At 37.4% G+C, this 14,909-nt stretch carries 15 protein-coding genes and 1 riboswitch; of the genes, 12 read left to right on the forward strand and 3 right to left on the reverse strand.

The window, feature by feature from the left end:
* Positions 1 to 200 precede the first annotated feature (200 nt).
* From BDR01S_RS07480 to BDR01S_RS07525, 10 genes are all read left to right on the forward strand, one after another.
* A complete protein-coding gene (locus BDR01S_RS07480) occupies positions 201 to 1,748 on the forward strand; it encodes a spore germination protein (RefSeq protein ID WP_066259648.1) in 1,548 nt (515 codons plus the stop codon).
* Positions 1,749 to 1,752: 4 nt separating this feature from the next.
* Positions 1,753 to 2,853, forward strand: coding sequence for a GerAB/ArcD/ProY family transporter (locus BDR01S_RS07485; protein ID WP_066250370.1), 1,101 nt, complete (start codon positions 1,753 to 1,755; stop codon positions 2,851 to 2,853).
* Positions 2,850 to 3,953, forward strand: a complete 1,104-nt coding sequence (locus tag BDR01S_RS07490; RefSeq protein ID WP_066250373.1) for a Ger(x)C family spore germination protein — start codon at positions 2,850 to 2,852, stop codon at positions 3,951 to 3,953. Before BDR01S_RS07485 ends, BDR01S_RS07490 begins: the two co-directional genes overlap by 4 nt.
* A gap of 464 nt (positions 3,954 to 4,417) precedes the next feature.
* Positions 4,418 to 4,597, forward strand: a riboswitch (cobalamin riboswitch).
* 118 nt (positions 4,598 to 4,715) lie between these two features.
* On the forward strand, positions 4,716 to 4,940 hold the full coding sequence (locus BDR01S_RS07495) for a glutaredoxin family protein (RefSeq protein ID WP_066250376.1): 225 nt from the start codon (positions 4,716 to 4,718) through the stop codon (positions 4,938 to 4,940).
* Positions 4,937 to 5,296: a class Ib ribonucleoside-diphosphate reductase assembly flavoprotein NrdI gene (nrdI, locus tag BDR01S_RS07500; protein ID WP_066250379.1), complete on the forward strand. Its 360-nt coding sequence runs from the start codon at positions 4,937 to 4,939 to the stop codon at positions 5,294 to 5,296. The genes BDR01S_RS07495 and nrdI overlap by 4 nt, the downstream gene beginning before the upstream one ends.
* Positions 5,293 to 7,389 carry a class 1b ribonucleoside-diphosphate reductase subunit alpha gene (nrdE, locus tag BDR01S_RS07505; protein WP_066250382.1) on the forward strand — a complete coding sequence of 699 codons (2,097 nt, stop codon included), beginning with the start codon at positions 5,293 to 5,295 and terminating at the stop codon, positions 7,387 to 7,389. The genes nrdI and nrdE overlap by 4 nt, the downstream gene beginning before the upstream one ends.
* Positions 7,377 to 8,345 carry a class 1b ribonucleoside-diphosphate reductase subunit beta gene (gene nrdF / locus BDR01S_RS07510; protein WP_066250384.1) on the forward strand — a complete coding sequence of 323 codons (969 nt, stop codon included), beginning with the start codon at positions 7,377 to 7,379 and terminating at the stop codon, positions 8,343 to 8,345. Before nrdE ends, nrdF begins: the two co-directional genes overlap by 13 nt.
* 11 nt (positions 8,346 to 8,356) lie before the next feature.
* Positions 8,357 to 8,794, forward strand: a complete 438-nt coding sequence (dut, locus tag BDR01S_RS07515; RefSeq protein ID WP_066250386.1) for a dUTP diphosphatase — start codon at positions 8,357 to 8,359, stop codon at positions 8,792 to 8,794.
* A 336-nt stretch (positions 8,795 to 9,130) separates the two neighbouring features.
* Positions 9,131 to 10,657 carry an Ig-like domain-containing protein gene (locus BDR01S_RS07520; protein WP_066250390.1) on the forward strand — a complete coding sequence of 509 codons (1,527 nt, stop codon included), beginning with the start codon at positions 9,131 to 9,133 and terminating at the stop codon, positions 10,655 to 10,657.
* Positions 10,658 to 10,873: 216 nt separating this feature from the next.
* Entirely contained in the window at positions 10,874 to 11,299 is a 426-nt protein-coding gene (locus BDR01S_RS07525; RefSeq protein WP_066250393.1) for a pyridoxamine 5'-phosphate oxidase family protein, read from the forward strand.
* 358 nt (positions 11,300 to 11,657) lie between these two features.
* Here the strand turns inward: BDR01S_RS07525 and BDR01S_RS07530 are convergent, their stop codons facing one another.
* The 3 genes from BDR01S_RS07530 to hxlA all read right to left on the reverse strand — a co-directional run bounded on the left by BDR01S_RS07530 (position 11,658) and on the right by hxlA (position 13,584).
* A complete protein-coding gene (locus BDR01S_RS07530; protein ID WP_066250395.1) occupies positions 11,658 to 12,059 on the reverse strand; it encodes a staygreen family protein in 402 nt (133 codons plus the stop codon).
* A gap of 329 nt (positions 12,060 to 12,388) precedes the next feature.
* The gene (gene hxlB, locus BDR01S_RS07535; RefSeq protein ID WP_066250397.1) at positions 12,389 to 12,946 is read right to left on the reverse strand and encodes a 6-phospho-3-hexuloisomerase; all 558 of its coding nucleotides are present in this window, start codon (positions 12,944 to 12,946) and stop codon (positions 12,389 to 12,391) included.
* A 5-nt stretch (positions 12,947 to 12,951) separates the two neighbouring features.
* On the reverse strand, positions 12,952 to 13,584 hold the full coding sequence (hxlA, locus tag BDR01S_RS07540; protein WP_066250401.1) for a 3-hexulose-6-phosphate synthase: 633 nt from the start codon (positions 13,582 to 13,584) through the stop codon (positions 12,952 to 12,954).
* A 213-nt stretch (positions 13,585 to 13,797) separates the two neighbouring features.
* Between hxlA and BDR01S_RS07545 the strand changes: the two genes are divergently transcribed.
* Both BDR01S_RS07545 and BDR01S_RS07550 read left to right on the forward strand, forming a co-directional pair.
* The gene (locus BDR01S_RS07545; RefSeq protein ID WP_066250404.1) at positions 13,798 to 14,163 is read left to right on the forward strand and encodes a winged helix-turn-helix transcriptional regulator; all 366 of its coding nucleotides are present in this window, start codon (positions 13,798 to 13,800) and stop codon (positions 14,161 to 14,163) included.
* Between the two features lie 228 nt (positions 14,164 to 14,391).
* A complete protein-coding gene (locus BDR01S_RS07550; RefSeq protein ID WP_235846512.1) occupies positions 14,392 to 14,868 on the forward strand; it encodes a HupE/UreJ family protein in 477 nt (158 codons plus the stop codon).
* Positions 14,869 to 14,909 lie beyond the last annotated feature (41 nt).

The following is a 14,909-nucleotide window of genomic DNA, read 5'->3' on the forward strand; positions in this document are numbered from 1 at the left end:
TGTTTTAACTCAAAATCGTGTTCCGTAAGGATTGTCGGTTCGACCCCGACAATCGGTATCTTTTGATTAATGATGAAAATGAAGTCTACTGCTCACTCTTGTTCTTGAATGATGGATCAGGAGAAGGATTAGAATATTTTTCCTTAGACCATGCATACTATAAACATAATTTAATGCAAATGCAGAAAGGGAAAGAGTCGATGTCTTATTTTCTGAAGTTTTTAAGAGGAAAGCGCTCTTCTCGGTTCCATCAAACAAGCAATAATGCTAATCTTCAGAAAAAAAATATGGAAGATGATGTCCTGGACTCTGATTTATCCCACAATACAGAGAATCTCCAACTGCTATTTTCTCAAGCACCGGATTTAGTGATTCGTCGCTTTCCCATCGCAGCGAGTAAAACGGAGGCCGCTTTGGTGTACTTGCCCGGATTGACGGATAAAGATGCGATCCAAGATTATGTCCTAAAGCCATTGATGCATAGCTCCTTCGATCCTAATAAGGAACTGCCAATCACAATAGGAAAGATCGAAATGGTTAATACATGGGGGCAGATCGAAAATGCGATTCTAGGAGGAGATAGCGTTTTATTGTTAAACGGGCAAATCACCGGGTATCAATTAGATACAAAAGGTTGGCCGCAAAGACAGCTTATTAATCCTCAAAATGAAATATCTCTAAAAGGTGCGAATCAAGGATTTGTGGAAACAGGGAGTCAAAATATTGCCCTAATCCGCAGGTATATTCCCCATCAGGAATTAATATTAAAAGAGATGACCGTCGGTATTCGAGGGAAAACAAAGGTTTCCCTTTTATATTTGGGAGATGTTGCTTCTGAAGACGTGCTAAGAGAACTGGAAATACGGATTCAAAATATTACAGTGGACGCTATCATTAATACCGGCGAACTTATCGAGTTCATTGAAGACAATCCTTATTCACCCTTTCCGCAAATTATGTTGACTGAAAGACCTGATACAGCGGCAACTCAAATTCTTCAGGGGAGATTTGTGATTATTATGGATCGTTCTCCGAGTGTATTGATTGCTCCGACAAACTTTATCTCCTTTTTTCAATCTGTGGATGATTACGGTTCCCGTTGGTTAGTTTCTTCCTTTATCCGGGTAATGCGTTTTTTTGCCTTTATGATGGCCTTATTTTTGCCCGCCACTTATGTTGCGTTTATTTCCTATAATTTTGAAGTTATCCCGATGGAACTTTTGCTTACTATTGCGGAATCAAGGATACAAGTTCCGTTCCCACCCGTGCTGGAAGCGGTGATTATGGAAATGATCCTGGAGTTGATGAGGGAAGCGGCACTAAGGCTTCCGACTCCGATTGGTCAGACCATTGGCATTGTGGGCGGCATTATCATTGGGCAGGCAGCTGTTCAGGTGGGAATTGTCAGCAACATAATGATTATTGTCGTTGCTGTTACAGCCATCGCTTCCTATAACATCCCTAATTATGATATGAGTTCGTCCATTAGACTATTAAGATTTCCAATGATGTTATCTGCTGCCATGTTTGGAGTTGTAGGGATTGTGGTAGGGTGGATGACCATAGTTGGCCACCTGGTTAGTCTTGAATCATTAGGTACACCCTATGGAACTCCTCTAGCTCCATTCCGATTTGCTGATATGAAGGATGCGTTTCTGCGCTTTCCTTTATGGGCAATGAAAAGCCGCCCCAAAGGCACCGGGGCTATTCCAACTATTCGACAAGGTCGAAATCGCACGAAAAGGTGAAACGATGAAAAAATATGCCTATAATGAAATCACTCTCATGCAGTATATCTTTTTGATTAATGGGGCGCAGGTGGCGACGGGTGTTCTAGCTCTCCCGCGTATACTTGCGGAAAAAGCTGGGACAGATGGTTGGATCGCTATTCCGATTGGATGGTTTTTCTCCGTTGTTGCGAGTATTTTTTTAGTTAAAACGGCCGAAAGATACCCAGATGACACCCTTTTCGAAATTCTTATCCGATTATTCGGAAAAATAGTTGGGAAAGTAGCCATCATCGTTTACATGGTGTACTTTGCTTTTTACGCTTGGATCATTTTTGTGAACGGCAGTCTATATATCAAGGCATGGTTTCTGCCTAAAACCCCAAGTTACATCATTTTACTTTTATTTTCGATTCCTACTTTTTTCGTTGCCCGTAACGGGATTCGTGTCCTAGGCAGATATTCTGAGCTGTCTTTTTACATGGTCATTTGGATTCCTTTGTTTTTCTTGATACCGCTCAGGGATGGGACTTGGCTGCATCTTCTTCCGATACTTAAAGAAGGATGGAAACCAGTATTATCAGCTGTACCGACCACTGTTTTTTCCTTTTTGGGATTTGAAGTCGCGTTCTTTTTGTACCCCTTTTTACAAAAAAAGCAGCATGCGGTTCTCGGAATCACGATTGCGAACACCTTAACGATGTTGTTTTATGTATTTGTAACGATAGTCTGCTTTGTCTATTTTAGCCCCGATGGGATTATCGATTTTAATCAGCCCGTTCTGTATTTACTTAAGCTAATTGAATTCCGTTTTTTAGAGCGTTTTGACATGGTTATATTGGCTGTTTATCTGATTGTTGTTTCTACAGCCTGGATGCCTTGCGTATATCTTGCAACCTTTTGTTCTAGTCAATTGCTTGGAAAACAGGATCACAGCCAGCACGTCATTATTTTATTATTGATCATTATTGGATTGGTCTTTTGGCGTGAGCCTACTTGGAATGAATCGGAAAAATTCCAGCAAATGTTTGTCAAAGGAGGGCTGCAATTGGCATTCGTAGCTCCTCCCTTTTTATGGATCTATAGCTGGATATATGAAAAGTTGCGTCGGAGGGTAAGACATTGAAAAGGAAGATACTACTTTGCCTATCGCTCTTGGCTATGATGATGACGGGATGCGTGGACCAGATAAATGTTGAAGATGTCACTCTGTCACTTATACTAGGTTTAGACTTGGATGAGGATGATCATTTAGTAGTGTACATGTCAAGTCCGGTGTTTAATAAAGAAGCAAAGGTAAAAGAAGAGAAAGTCGAAGTGAAAGCTGTTACGATTCGCGATTCCAGGGAACTGTTTGATATGACGGTAATGGCTTTAACTTCGGGAAGCAAAACGCAATTAATCTTAGTCGGGAAAAAGCTGTTAAAACGAAAAAATTGGATTGATTATATTGATCCCTTCTTTCGGGACCCCAAAAATACCGTAACCACACGCGTTGTCGCCATAGACGGGCCTGTTTCTGATGTCATTTTCTTTAGGCCGAAAGACAAGCCGCGTCTCCCTTTGTATTTAACCAATTTAGTGGAAACGGACTACAGAAGAAATATCACAGTAAAAACGACCATTCAAGAGTTCCGTAAGCAAACGATGGAAAAAGGGATGACAGCAAGCATCACCGAAATGAAAAAAGACCACAAAATCATGTTGACCGGAACGGCTCTGCTGGATGAACAGAGTAGATATAAGTTAAGCATAAAACCGCATGAAAACAAATTATTACGCATCCTGCAGCATAAAACAAAAGGTGATTTCCCATTTACCATTTCAGTCCCTCTGGAATCGAATGGACGGGATAAATATTGGATCAGCTTTAGTACGCCGAACGTCAAGGTAAAAACAAAGGTAAGGTATGACGGTCATTTTATTTTTGACACAGACGTAAAAATGAGAATTGCCATTACAGAACGGCTTTTTCCATTCAATGTAAGGAAGGACACAGCGAAACTGCAAAAGAGTATAGAAACGAAACTGCAAGCCGATTTCGAGCGCTTAATAAAAAAAACACAAACCGCCACCATTGACCCGTTTGGATATGGGATTTATGCGAGAGCCTATACGTATCCCGAGTGGAAAAAAGTCCAAAATCAATGGGGGAAAGCCTTTTCGAAGGCTGATTTAAACGTCAAGGTACATGTAACCATTGGCGGAATGGGAACGATTAAGTAACACGGGCCAATGATATTCTATTTAAAAAAGGCTATTCTTTTTGTGAATGATTAAATAAAGAATAGCTTTTTGGTTATGGTGCATCAGTTCCGGCAAATTCTGGTTTCATAATAGAACCCAAATCCACAAAATTTGATAATTGGTGATTCGCTTTACCTCGCCAATCTCGATATCGTAGAAGTGCAGAGGATGCGGGTTTTCTCCTACATCCAACGCAAAGGACAAGGTGATGAAAAGGTGTCATAAAATAATCACATTCTTATGAAAAACATATGACCTTTTTCTTCATTAGAACTGGAAAAATGATTCTTTAATGATTGTAGAAGAAATTGATACTTTTTATGAGAATCAAAATTCCGGAACACGCTGGGGGTCAGGTACCGTTTTTAGGCACCGGTAAGTATTTATAGATTTACTTTCTACTTGGAGGATGGTACACTTAATTCTATTAAAAAAACAATATATTGTATTCGTTTTATACAAGGTACTACTATATGTAGTTTAATAGGGAAGTTCGGTGTGATGCCGACGCTGTCCCCGCAACTGTGAAGCTGACGATGATTCAAAGCCACTATGCATTCGCATGGGAAGGGAATCAGAGAATGAAGCGAAGCCAGGAGACCTGCCTATATAAAACAGATTTATCATTTCTTCGGGGATTGAGGAATGGAGACGTAACCATTTTTTTATTTCTGAACGTTTCCATTTTAGGCTATCTCACTCGCAGAGATAGCCTTTTTATTTTACGAAAAGAGGGATTATATGAAACTTTATACGAAAACCATCTGCCCCAAATGCCTTTGGGTAAAATCCGAATTACAACGTGCCGGGCTTGAAGCAGACATAATTAACATTGATCAAGATGAACAAGCAAAGCAAACGATCATGGAAGCAGGCTTTTTAAGTGTTCCTGTTCTTGAAATCGAAGGAAAGTTGATAGGTGATGTAAAGGAAGTTATTTCCAAAATTGAGCTGATTGCACAATGATTGTTTATGCTAGTCGAACGGGCAATGTACGATATATTGCATCCAAATTAAAGGCAGAGCCTATTGAAATTTCTGAAGAATTAATGTTGAAAAAGCCTTACCTACTTATTACTTATACAGATGGGCTAGGTGATATTCCTGAAAAGGTTGCTCGTTTTTTAGAACAAAATGCGAAATTTTGTAAAGGTGTAGTTGTTAGTGGTAATAGTAACTTCGGTCATACGGTATTTGGCGGTGCTGGCGAAAAAATTGCAGCGACGTATCATATACCCCTAGTACGTAAATTAGATTTACGGGGATATCAAGTCGATTATGAGGCGATTCAACAGTTTTATGAAACGAGGGTGTCGGGATGAAAACGTATTTAAAGCTAAATAATGATGTCCTTAATCGTTATAGCACAACAGGACAATTAGAATTGGAAAAAGACCGTGAAGCAACGCGCCGTTACTTTTTAGAATATGTAAATGTGCGTTTGCGGTACTTTATTGATATTGAAGAAAAAATTCGTTATTTAGTAGATGAAGGCTACTACGAAAAAGAATTTATCGACCTGTACGATATGGAATTTATTAAAAGAATGTACAAGAAAGCCTATGATTATAGTTTCCGTTTTCCATCTTTTATGAGTGCTAGCAAGTTTTATGATAGTTATTCCCTAAAAAGCCGTGACGGGGAAGAAATTCTAGAAAAATATGAAGATCGTATGGTGGCCATTGCCCTGTATTTAGCACAGGGCAATACGGATCTAGCAGAACAAGCAGTGGAAGCCATGATGGAGGCTTATCAACCTGCCACACCAACAGCTTTAAATAGCGGGAAGAAAGCACGCGGAGAGTTGGTGAGCTGTTTTAAATTATCGATGGATGATTCTATGAATAGTATTGCTGAAAATATTGGCTATTGTTTAGAATTGTCACGTCTTGGTGGAGGTGTGGGCGTGAATTTAACGGATTTGCGCCCATTAGGTGATCCAATTAAAGGGATTCTAAACCGTGCAAGTGGTGTTATACCAGTCGCAAAGCTTCTAGAAAACTCATTTAGTTATTCGAATCAACTCGGACAACGAAACGGTTCTGGTGTTGCCTATTTAAATATTTTCCATGGTGATATAGAAAACTTTATTTCGTCCAAGAAACCAAATGCAGATGACAAAATACGTCTAGCCACACTTTCAACAGGGATCATTATACCAAATATTTTCTTTGAGCTAATGAAAGCCGATAAAGATATTGTGATGTTTAGTTCATATGATATTTTTAAAGAATACGGCAAGCGTATGTCTGAGATTTCGATGACAGAGATGTATTATGAATTACTAGATAACCCGAATATCCGTAAAATAAAGCGGTTAAACGCACGAAAGCTTTATACAGAAGTGAAAAAGGCACAATTTGAATCGGGCTATCCATTTGAAATCTTTGATGACAATGCCAACGAAGACCACCCACTAAAAAATATTGGTCGTGTGAAAATGTCTAATCTATGTACAGAAATTCTTCAGTTGCAGCATACTAGTATAATCACTGACCAAGATGAACCCAATCAATACGGCTTAGATGTATCTTGTAATTTAGGTTCTATTGATATCCATGCAGCAAGTAAAGTGAATGATTTTGGAAAGTTAGTAGATACTGCGATGCGCCTATTAACGAATGTTTCACAAATGACAAACATTAAAAATGTTCCATCTGTGGCGAAAGCAAACAAATTAATGCATTCTGTCGGCCTTGGTGTCATGAATTTACATGGGCATCTTGTGACGCAGGGAATCCGATACGGATCAAAGGAATCTATTGATTTTATCGATAGCTTTATGGAAGCGATGAACTATTATACACTGAAAACATCAATGGAAATTGCTAAAGAACGCGGCGAATCATTCTATCGATTTGAGGATAGTGATTATGAATCAGGTATTTATTTTGATCCTTATGTGGATAAAGAAGAAGAGCAAGAAAGATCATCTATTGTATTAAAAGCGCTGGGAAATATTCCAATTATCACTCAAAAAATGTGGCAGTCTTTAAAGGAAGGCGTCATGCAATACGGCTTATTCCATTCATATCGTTTAGCAATTGCGCCAACGGGCAGCATTTCATATATTCGTAGCTGCACAGCTTCCATTGCTCCTTGTACAGAGCGCGTCGAGGTACGTGATTATGCGGATAGTCGTACCATTTATCCAATGCCGCACTTAACTAACGAGAATACTCATTTATATGTGGAGGCATACGATGTCAATCCTTATGACTTAATAGATGTATATGCTACTGCTCAAAAACATGTAGATCAAGGAATTTCGATGACGCTTTATGTCACTGACAATTGGACAACCGAGCAACTAGCGAAAATTTATATTTATGCCTGGATGAAGGGCATTAAGTCGGTTTACTATGTGCGCCAGCGATTACAAACATTAGAGGAGTGTGTAGCATGCCAAATTTAACGTATGAGGCTGTCAATTGGAATAAACCAACAAGTGAACTCGCACAAGTATTTTGGGATCAGCAATGGAAGCAAATTTGGTTTCCAGAAGAAATCGCCGTCAGTAAAGACGTCAAACAGTGGCAAAGTTTTGAACATCAGGATAGGTATAAAAAAGTATTTGCAGGATTGACGTTACTTGATACGGTTCAAACCAATATTGGCATGAATCATATTGCTGCCTATGCAACTGATTTACAAGAAAAGGCTGTTTTCACTGTTTTTGCAGCTTTTGAAGCCATTCATGCGAAATCTTACTCCTATATATTTACAACACTTTGTACCAATACAGAAATCGACGAGCTTTTTGAATGGGTGAAGAAAAACGAGTATCTACAATATAAAGCAAATAAAATTGGCGATATTTATAACAATATAGAAGAAGGAAATTCAGAAGATCTATGGAAAGCTATGTTTTCCTCCGTCATGCTTGAATCCTTCCTGTTCTACTCGGGTTTTTTCTACCCTCTATACCTAGGGGGACAAGGCTTCCTGCGTAATAGTGCAGAGGTCATTTCGCTTATTCTGCGAGACGAATCGATCCATGGTGTGGCAGTAGGTTTTTTTGCTCAAAATTTATTTAAGCACTTCTCAATGAAAAAGCAAGATGAGCTGAAAGCATGGGGCTATGAACTATTACTTGATCTGTACCAAAATGAAATGAAGTATACCGATGATGTATATGCTGAAACAGGCTTATCACCAGAGGTAAAAGCATATGTACGCTATAACGCCAATAAAGCATTAATGAATGTCGGTTTCGAATCCATGTTTCCAGACGAAGAAGTCAATCCAATTGTGATGAATGGTATTCGAAATGAAGGCTCTACGTATGACTTCTTTTCACAAAAGGGTTCTACTTATGCAAAAGCGAAAGTGACTCCTATTACAGATGAAACCTTTAACTTTAGTAGATAAGGAGAATCAAAATGAACTTGGAAGTAAAAATCAAAAGAATTCATGCTGATGCGAAGACCCCTGTACAAGCAACTCCAGGGGATGCTGGAATGGATCTTTATTCAATTGAAACCTCCAGGATTCCATCAGGAGAAGCAAGATTAATTGGGACAGGCTTACAAATCGAACTGCCAAAAGGAACGGAAGCACAAATTCGTCCTAGAAGCGGCCTCGCTTTAAAGCACAGTGTGACGGTACTGAATAGTCCAGGAACCATCGATGAAGGATACCGAGGTGAGATTGGAGTTATTTTAATGAATCATGGAAAAGAAGCCTTCGTTGTTGAAAAATCGATGCGTATCGCTCAAATGGTTATTCAGTTTGTTCCTTCCATACAGGTTACTGAAGTAAATGAATTATCTCAAACGGTCCGTGGATCATCTGGATTTGGCTCTAGTGGGACAAAATAAATAAGATTTCTTCTCCCGTTTGTTCTACTGCTTCAACCATCACCTTATGTGCTGCACGTCGTTGTCACAGAATTGTCAATAATTCAAACTTCGTCCCTAAAAGCGGTACCTGACCTCCTTCTGTGGTTAAGTTTCTTTTTAAAGTAGAACTAATTTCAGTTGGATAGATTAGAAGCTTGTTTATTCACTTTTTTTTTATTTTTATACGCTTTCATAATAAATGGGAAATGTGATATTATTATATTTGAATTGTAATATTTTTGTAGAATGATAAAAAAATTCCATCATGATTTTGCAGAAGTAAAGTGTATATTTCTAAAGAAAAAGGAGAATTCGATGTTTAAAAAACTGTTTCTAGTCATTGTTGCTTCTGTCTTTTTAATGACCGCATGTGATTCGGTAAAGGGTGTTAATTTAAATCAAATGATTTTGAATAATGCCAAGATAAAGTCATCCCAGAGTTATGCAGTTGTTAAACTTCATCTTTCGTATAAGAAATCGAATGTGAAGGATAAAGAATATTTAAAAGTATTAAATCTTTTGAATGATATGGAATTTCAAGTTCAAACCAAAATGCAAAATGCGGATACGTTCTCGATGGGTGGATTTGTCAAACTGAAACAAGGTAAAATTCCGTTCCAGTTATATTCTGATAAAAAGCAGATGGTATTATTAGTAGATCAAGCTTCTAAGGCAATCCGCATCCCTGTTCAGCAGGATGGGGGATATTCTCAAAAATTTATTCAAGATATTCAATCCCAATTGCTTCCTTCTGTAGTGAAGGATCTGCCAAATCCAAAACATATTAAAGTCCAAACGAACGTACATTATAAAGTACAGGGCGAGAAGATAACAGGTCACAAGATTCATGCCGAAGTATATGCCAATGAAGTGCCTAGTCTATTGTTAAAATTCCTTGATAATCTGTCAAACGATCAAAAAGCTCTCACACAATTGGCTAAGGCTATTAATGAAGTGACTAACATGTCAGGTGATGAGACGGTTGTTTCTGCAGCTGAGCTTAAGCAAATCATAAAAGAATTTAAAGTTGGGTTTAATCAGATGTTACCTGAGATGAAAAAATCAGGAATGCTGGATAAAAGAAACTTCCTTAAAACTGATATTTTGGTAGATAAACACTTTAACGAAAGAAAATCTTACACGGAGATTGGATTGAAAAAGCTTCCAGAAGAGAGCGGCGGCTTGGATGGAATCACTTTGAAGATTACCCAGGAAGTTTGGAAAATCAACAAAAAGGTAACAGTACAAAAAGTTAACAGAACGAAATTCTTGAGTGAAGATGCTTCAGAAGATGAATTTTTGTCAACTTTGGATAAAAAACATAGTGTTCTTTATCGTGTAATAAAGTCTTTTGCACCAAGCACTCCAACTGTCAATGCTGTATCTGATCATGCTACTGTTATTAGTGGCAAAGTTGAATCAGATTCAAAGGTTTATGCAATGGTAGGGAGCAAAAAAATTGGTCAAGCCACTGCAAAACATGGTAGATATTCAATGAAAATTAAAAAGCAAAAAGCAGGTACACGCATTATTGTTTATGCTGTTGATATGGCAGGAAATAAGAGTAAGAGTCCTATCGTGAAGGTAATCGATAGAACTCCACCTGTTGTCCCGACTGTTAATAAAATAACTAGTAAAACTGTAACGGTAAGTGGTAAAGGTGAAACAGCAGCAACTATTTATATTTACAATGGTAATAAGAAGATTGGGCAAGGAATAGTAGATAGCCGGGGAAACTATAAAGTGAAAATTATGTTACAAAAGACGGGTTCAACAGTAAACGTATACGCTCAAGACAAATCAGGCAATAAAAGTAAGAGTAGAACGATAAAAGTAAGTTAGTTTTTTTAAAATCCCGTGCCTGTCAAAACAAGAAAATTACCCGACGCCATCGCAAGCATTAGGAATATAGGTGTCTGCCCCCCAACTCACTGGGGGTCAGACACCTTTTTCGTGTTTATTTTCTTCTGTATATTGTAGATTATCCCCTTGTGAATTTTAAGTTTTTGGAAATGATAAGAGGGAAATTCAAATGACTTAAAAAAGGAGTACGAATCAATGTATGAGGATTTAAAAGAGAAAGTAATAAAAATAATATCGGATCATACAACAGGGATTCTATCATCGGTGGAAAATAATAAGCCCCACTCACGATATATGACGTTTTACAATAACAACTTGACATTATATACACCAACAAAAAAGGATACTGAGAAAATAGAGGAAATAGAAAGAAATCCAGCTGTTTCTGTATTATTAGGTTACGAAAAGAATGGACAAAGTGATGCCTATGTTGAAATAACTGGGACAGCTGCCATTAATGATTCACAAGAATTGAAAAAACAATATTGGCATGAATCATATAAAAAATGGTTTGCTAGTCCAGAAGATCCAAATTACGTGTTTCTTCAGATAATACCTGAAACTGTTCGTATTTTAAATATGGATGGTGAGCCACCTCAAGAACTTACTTTAGGAAATTGAGGATATTTCAGCTAGTCTGAATCCATATAAATCAAAGTTTTCCAATTTGGCTCTTCTTTTCATCTACTTTAAGAAAAAGAAGAGCCATCAATAATTTCAACATTTTCCCTTGGTTTGATTTCATCCATTAATTTAAAAAGCGCCTCATCTTTCTTCTTAGCCCCAATCATACAGTAAATTTGTGGAATACTAGTTGGGTCAATCCCCATCGCCCTTAATAAAAATAATGTATCTTTAAAGTGCTTATTGAATAAGTCAACAATTGATATATCAGTATTCAGTGAGAAATTTATAAGGATGGAAAGTTTAATGATTGCAAATAATTTCGAGGTGTACCGTAATCGAATATTTGATCGAATTAAGGAAAGGTAGATTTGAATTTTATTATTATCGAAGAATCAAGCAAATGCGCATAATGGGTAAAGAATTGGCGGTCACCATAAATTACAGCCGTGATGGCAAGTTTAGCTTCACGTTGAAAGATCATAAAACGCTTTTCTGCGGTTTGCTCATCAAATTCCCCTCCGCTAACATAAACTGTTCCGAGCAAAATATATTTATTGTTTTGTGATATAATTTCCGCTAGAAACTCATCACGGGTATATTTGTCAATGGCTGCCATATTGTAATCAGAACCAATACTTAAAAATAATTCCCCTGTTTTATCAGAATGTGTCAATGTATACTTGCGACAACCTATAGGCATTAACTCATTGGTAAAAGGTGAAAATTTTACCTTTAACTTCGAGGGATTAAACATTTTAAGTATTCCTTCCAATTATTCCACCGAATTTGGTGAATAATCAGATTTATCAGAGTTTAAAAAAGATAAAAATTAAACGTCAGGAAAAAACACTTATAATAATGCAATAATATTTAACGTTCCCAAAATTATTACAAGACCACCCATCTAAAAATCTATATAAATAAGGTCATGGCTGATACCTGGAATATAACCCAAATGAAGGACACTATAAAAAAAGTGCCTCTAATTCCGGTTTTCCTATGTCCTCTAAAAAAAACAGTTTTATACAGAAAAGGCCACAACTTAAAAAATGTGGTCTTTTCTGTATATTTTTAAGCTATATTCTATTCGAGATTAGCATGCTTACCATACATTTTATTAGAATCTAAGCCCTTTTTCTCCATAAAACGTAAGATTAAGGCATCATAAAATAACAACATCGTTTGCTCAAATAGAGATCCCATTGGTTGAATAGTCTTGTAATCACCTGCAGATTGATCTTTCGTTACCCCCGGTAATTTAACAATCATATCAGCTAATTTTCCAATGGTGGATTCTGGAGAAATGGTTATAGCTACGACTCTACCTCCTAAGTTTTTGGCCTTTTCAGCAATAGCAACTAAAGTTTTGGTTTCCCCTGAACCTGAACCAATGATTAAAAGATCATCCTTTTCTAAGTTAGCCGTGACGGTTTCACCAACTACATAGGCATCAATCCCCATGTGCATCATTCGCATCACAAAAGATTTCCCTATAAATCCAGATCTGCCCGCACCAGCCACAAAGATTTTCTTGGATTCTGAAATCTGGTTTACTAATTTCTCTGCTTCTTCATCAGAAATTAAGTGGACCGTTTGACTTAATTCTTGAACGATTTCAGCTAAATATTCAGTAGTCTTCATTTGAATCAACCTTGTTTAATTAATGTTTGCATTTCGCGTGCAGTAGCTTGTTTATCTTCTTTGCCTGTGATACCGCCACCTACAATGATGAGATCAGGGTGTTCTTTAATTACTTCTGGAAGTGTTTCTAATTTAATTCCACCGGCAATTGCAGTTTTAGCATTTTTTACAACGCTCTTAATCGTGTGTAGATCTTCAAAGGAATTTTTCCCTACAGCTTGCAGATCGTAACCTGTGTGTACACAGATATAATCGGCACCAAGTTCATCCAATTCTTTAGCACGGGCTGCAATGTCTTTCACCGCAATCATATCCACAAGGATTTCTTTTCCTTGCTTTTTAGCTTCTGCCACTGCGCCTTTAATTGACTCGTCTTCTGCCGTTCCAAGAATCGTAATGATGTCAGCACCTGCAGCAGAAGCTTGACTTACTTCATATCCAGCTGCATCCATGATTTTTAAGTCAGCTAATACAGTTAAGTTAGGAAAGGCAGCTTTTACTTCTTTTACTGCTTTAAGACCTTCATTGATTACCACAGGTGTACCAATTTCTACAACATCAATATACTCTTCTACTTCTTTCACTAATTCAATGGCTCCTGGAATATCGACAAGATCTAATGCTAATTGTAATTTCATTTAAGTTTGCTCCTTCTAGATGATTTATCTGTTTTATATATTGTGCTAGTAGGTGTCATTAGACATGTGTAAATGTTTCCTTTTGAAGATCTATTTACTCACTAGCACGTTTCTTAGTATACTGAGTATGTTACGAAATAAAAAGTACGCACTTTTATCGCATATAGTGTTAAAAAGTATACTATTGGATAAAATAACGGGGAGGTGAAGTGTATGCCAAATTTAGGAGAGAAAACCTTTAACTGTGAAAAGGAATTAACACTTTCAGTAATTGGTGGTAAATGGAAAATGTTAATTTTGTGGCATCTTGGCAAAGAAGGAACGAAACGATTTGGTGAATTAAAGGCCCGAATGCCAGGTATTACCCAAAGAATGCTTGTAAACCAATTGCGCGAACTGGAAGATCATTTAATCGTGCATCGCGAAGTTTACCCAGTTGTTCCACCAAAAGTTGAATATTCATTGACTGAGTATGGAAGAAAACTTATGCCAATTTTAGATTCTATGTATGAATGGGGCAAAGCTTATATTGAGAATGTGTTAGAAAAGGAATCTGACCTTCCATCAGCTGTTAAGTAGTAAAAATTCCTTTTCATGCTGTAAGACAATAATAATTTATCACGGGTTAGCATTTTTAACCGTGGTTTTATATTACTGTTTTATATGAAGAGTAGAGACAACAACATCTAATAAAAGATAGTAATAAAAAGCCTTGAACAGTGATTTTACATGATTGCTGCTCAAGGCTTTTTGTACGAAAGGAGAGGTTCTAATGAAAAGTTACAAAGGGAAAAAAACAGTGGGTTTGTGAAAGATATTATACAAATCTTAAAGGTTGTTACTGCATTTACCGCAGCCCATACGGTTGCGTTAATTTTAGCCAGCATGCATATTCCTATGCAACCTGAAAGGTTTTTCGAGTCATTGATTGCGTTAAGCATTATTTATGTAGCCATAAATAGTGTGTTAAATCGAAATATGAAGCATAATTTATGGTTGGCGTTTGGATTTGGCTTAATTCATGGGTTATGTTTTTCCGGGTCATTGGCTGAAATGAGGATGGACGGCGGACATTTCGTATCTTCGCTGTTAACGTTTAATCTTGGAATCGAAGCAGGGCAAATCCTGCTTGAATTAGCAATCTTTCCTGTCCTCCATTTCATTCGCAAAGTGAAGTGGTCGTTTCCTGCCATCTCGGCGTCCATCTCCATTTTTGGAGCGATATCGTTTGTTGAAAGCGCGTTTTTATTGAGTTTTGGTAAAGTAGGAAACGTGCGCGAATAAGGATAATCAGAAAAAAACCAGCTTATAATGGACTTCAAGCT

It is taken from the genome of Neobacillus drentensis NBRC 102427 (assembly GCF_001591445.1).
In the GTDB taxonomy this organism is placed as follows: domain Bacteria; phylum Bacillota; class Bacilli; order Bacillales; family Cytobacillaceae; genus Neobacillus; species Neobacillus drentensis.

Excerpts from the sequence above, each read along its gene's own strand:
- BDR01S_RS07480 (WP_066259648.1), top strand. The coding sequence starts at position 201 with ATGTCTTATTTTCTGAAGTTTTTAAGAGGAAAGCGCTCTTCTCGGTTC.
- BDR01S_RS07485 (WP_066250370.1), top strand. The coding sequence starts at position 1,753 with ATGAAAAAATATGCCTATAATGAAATCACTCTCATGCAGTATATCTTT.
- BDR01S_RS07495 (WP_066250376.1), top strand. The coding sequence starts at position 4,716 with ATGAAACTTTATACGAAAACCATCTGCCCCAAATGCCTTTGGGTAAAA.
- nrdI (WP_066250379.1), top strand. The coding sequence starts at position 4,937 with ATGATTGTTTATGCTAGTCGAACGGGCAATGTACGATATATTGCATCC.
- nrdE (WP_066250382.1), top strand. The coding sequence starts at position 5,293 with ATGAAAACGTATTTAAAGCTAAATAATGATGTCCTTAATCGTTATAGC.
- nrdF (WP_066250384.1), top strand. The coding sequence starts at position 7,377 with ATGCCAAATTTAACGTATGAGGCTGTCAATTGGAATAAACCAACAAGT.
- dut (WP_066250386.1), top strand. The coding sequence starts at position 8,357 with ATGAACTTGGAAGTAAAAATCAAAAGAATTCATGCTGATGCGAAGACC.
- BDR01S_RS07520 (WP_066250390.1), top strand. The coding sequence starts at position 9,131 with ATGTTTAAAAAACTGTTTCTAGTCATTGTTGCTTCTGTCTTTTTAATG.
- BDR01S_RS07525 (WP_066250393.1), top strand. The coding sequence starts at position 10,874 with ATGTATGAGGATTTAAAAGAGAAAGTAATAAAAATAATATCGGATCAT.
- BDR01S_RS07530 (WP_066250395.1), bottom strand. The coding sequence starts at position 12,059 with ATGTTTAATCCCTCGAAGTTAAAGGTAAAATTTTCACCTTTTACCAAT.
- hxlB (WP_066250397.1), bottom strand. The coding sequence starts at position 12,946 with ATGAAGACTACTGAATATTTAGCTGAAATCGTTCAAGAATTAAGTCAA.
- hxlA (WP_066250401.1), bottom strand. The coding sequence starts at position 13,584 with ATGAAATTACAATTAGCATTAGATCTTGTCGATATTCCAGGAGCCATT.
- BDR01S_RS07545 (WP_066250404.1), top strand. The coding sequence starts at position 13,798 with ATGCCAAATTTAGGAGAGAAAACCTTTAACTGTGAAAAGGAATTAACA.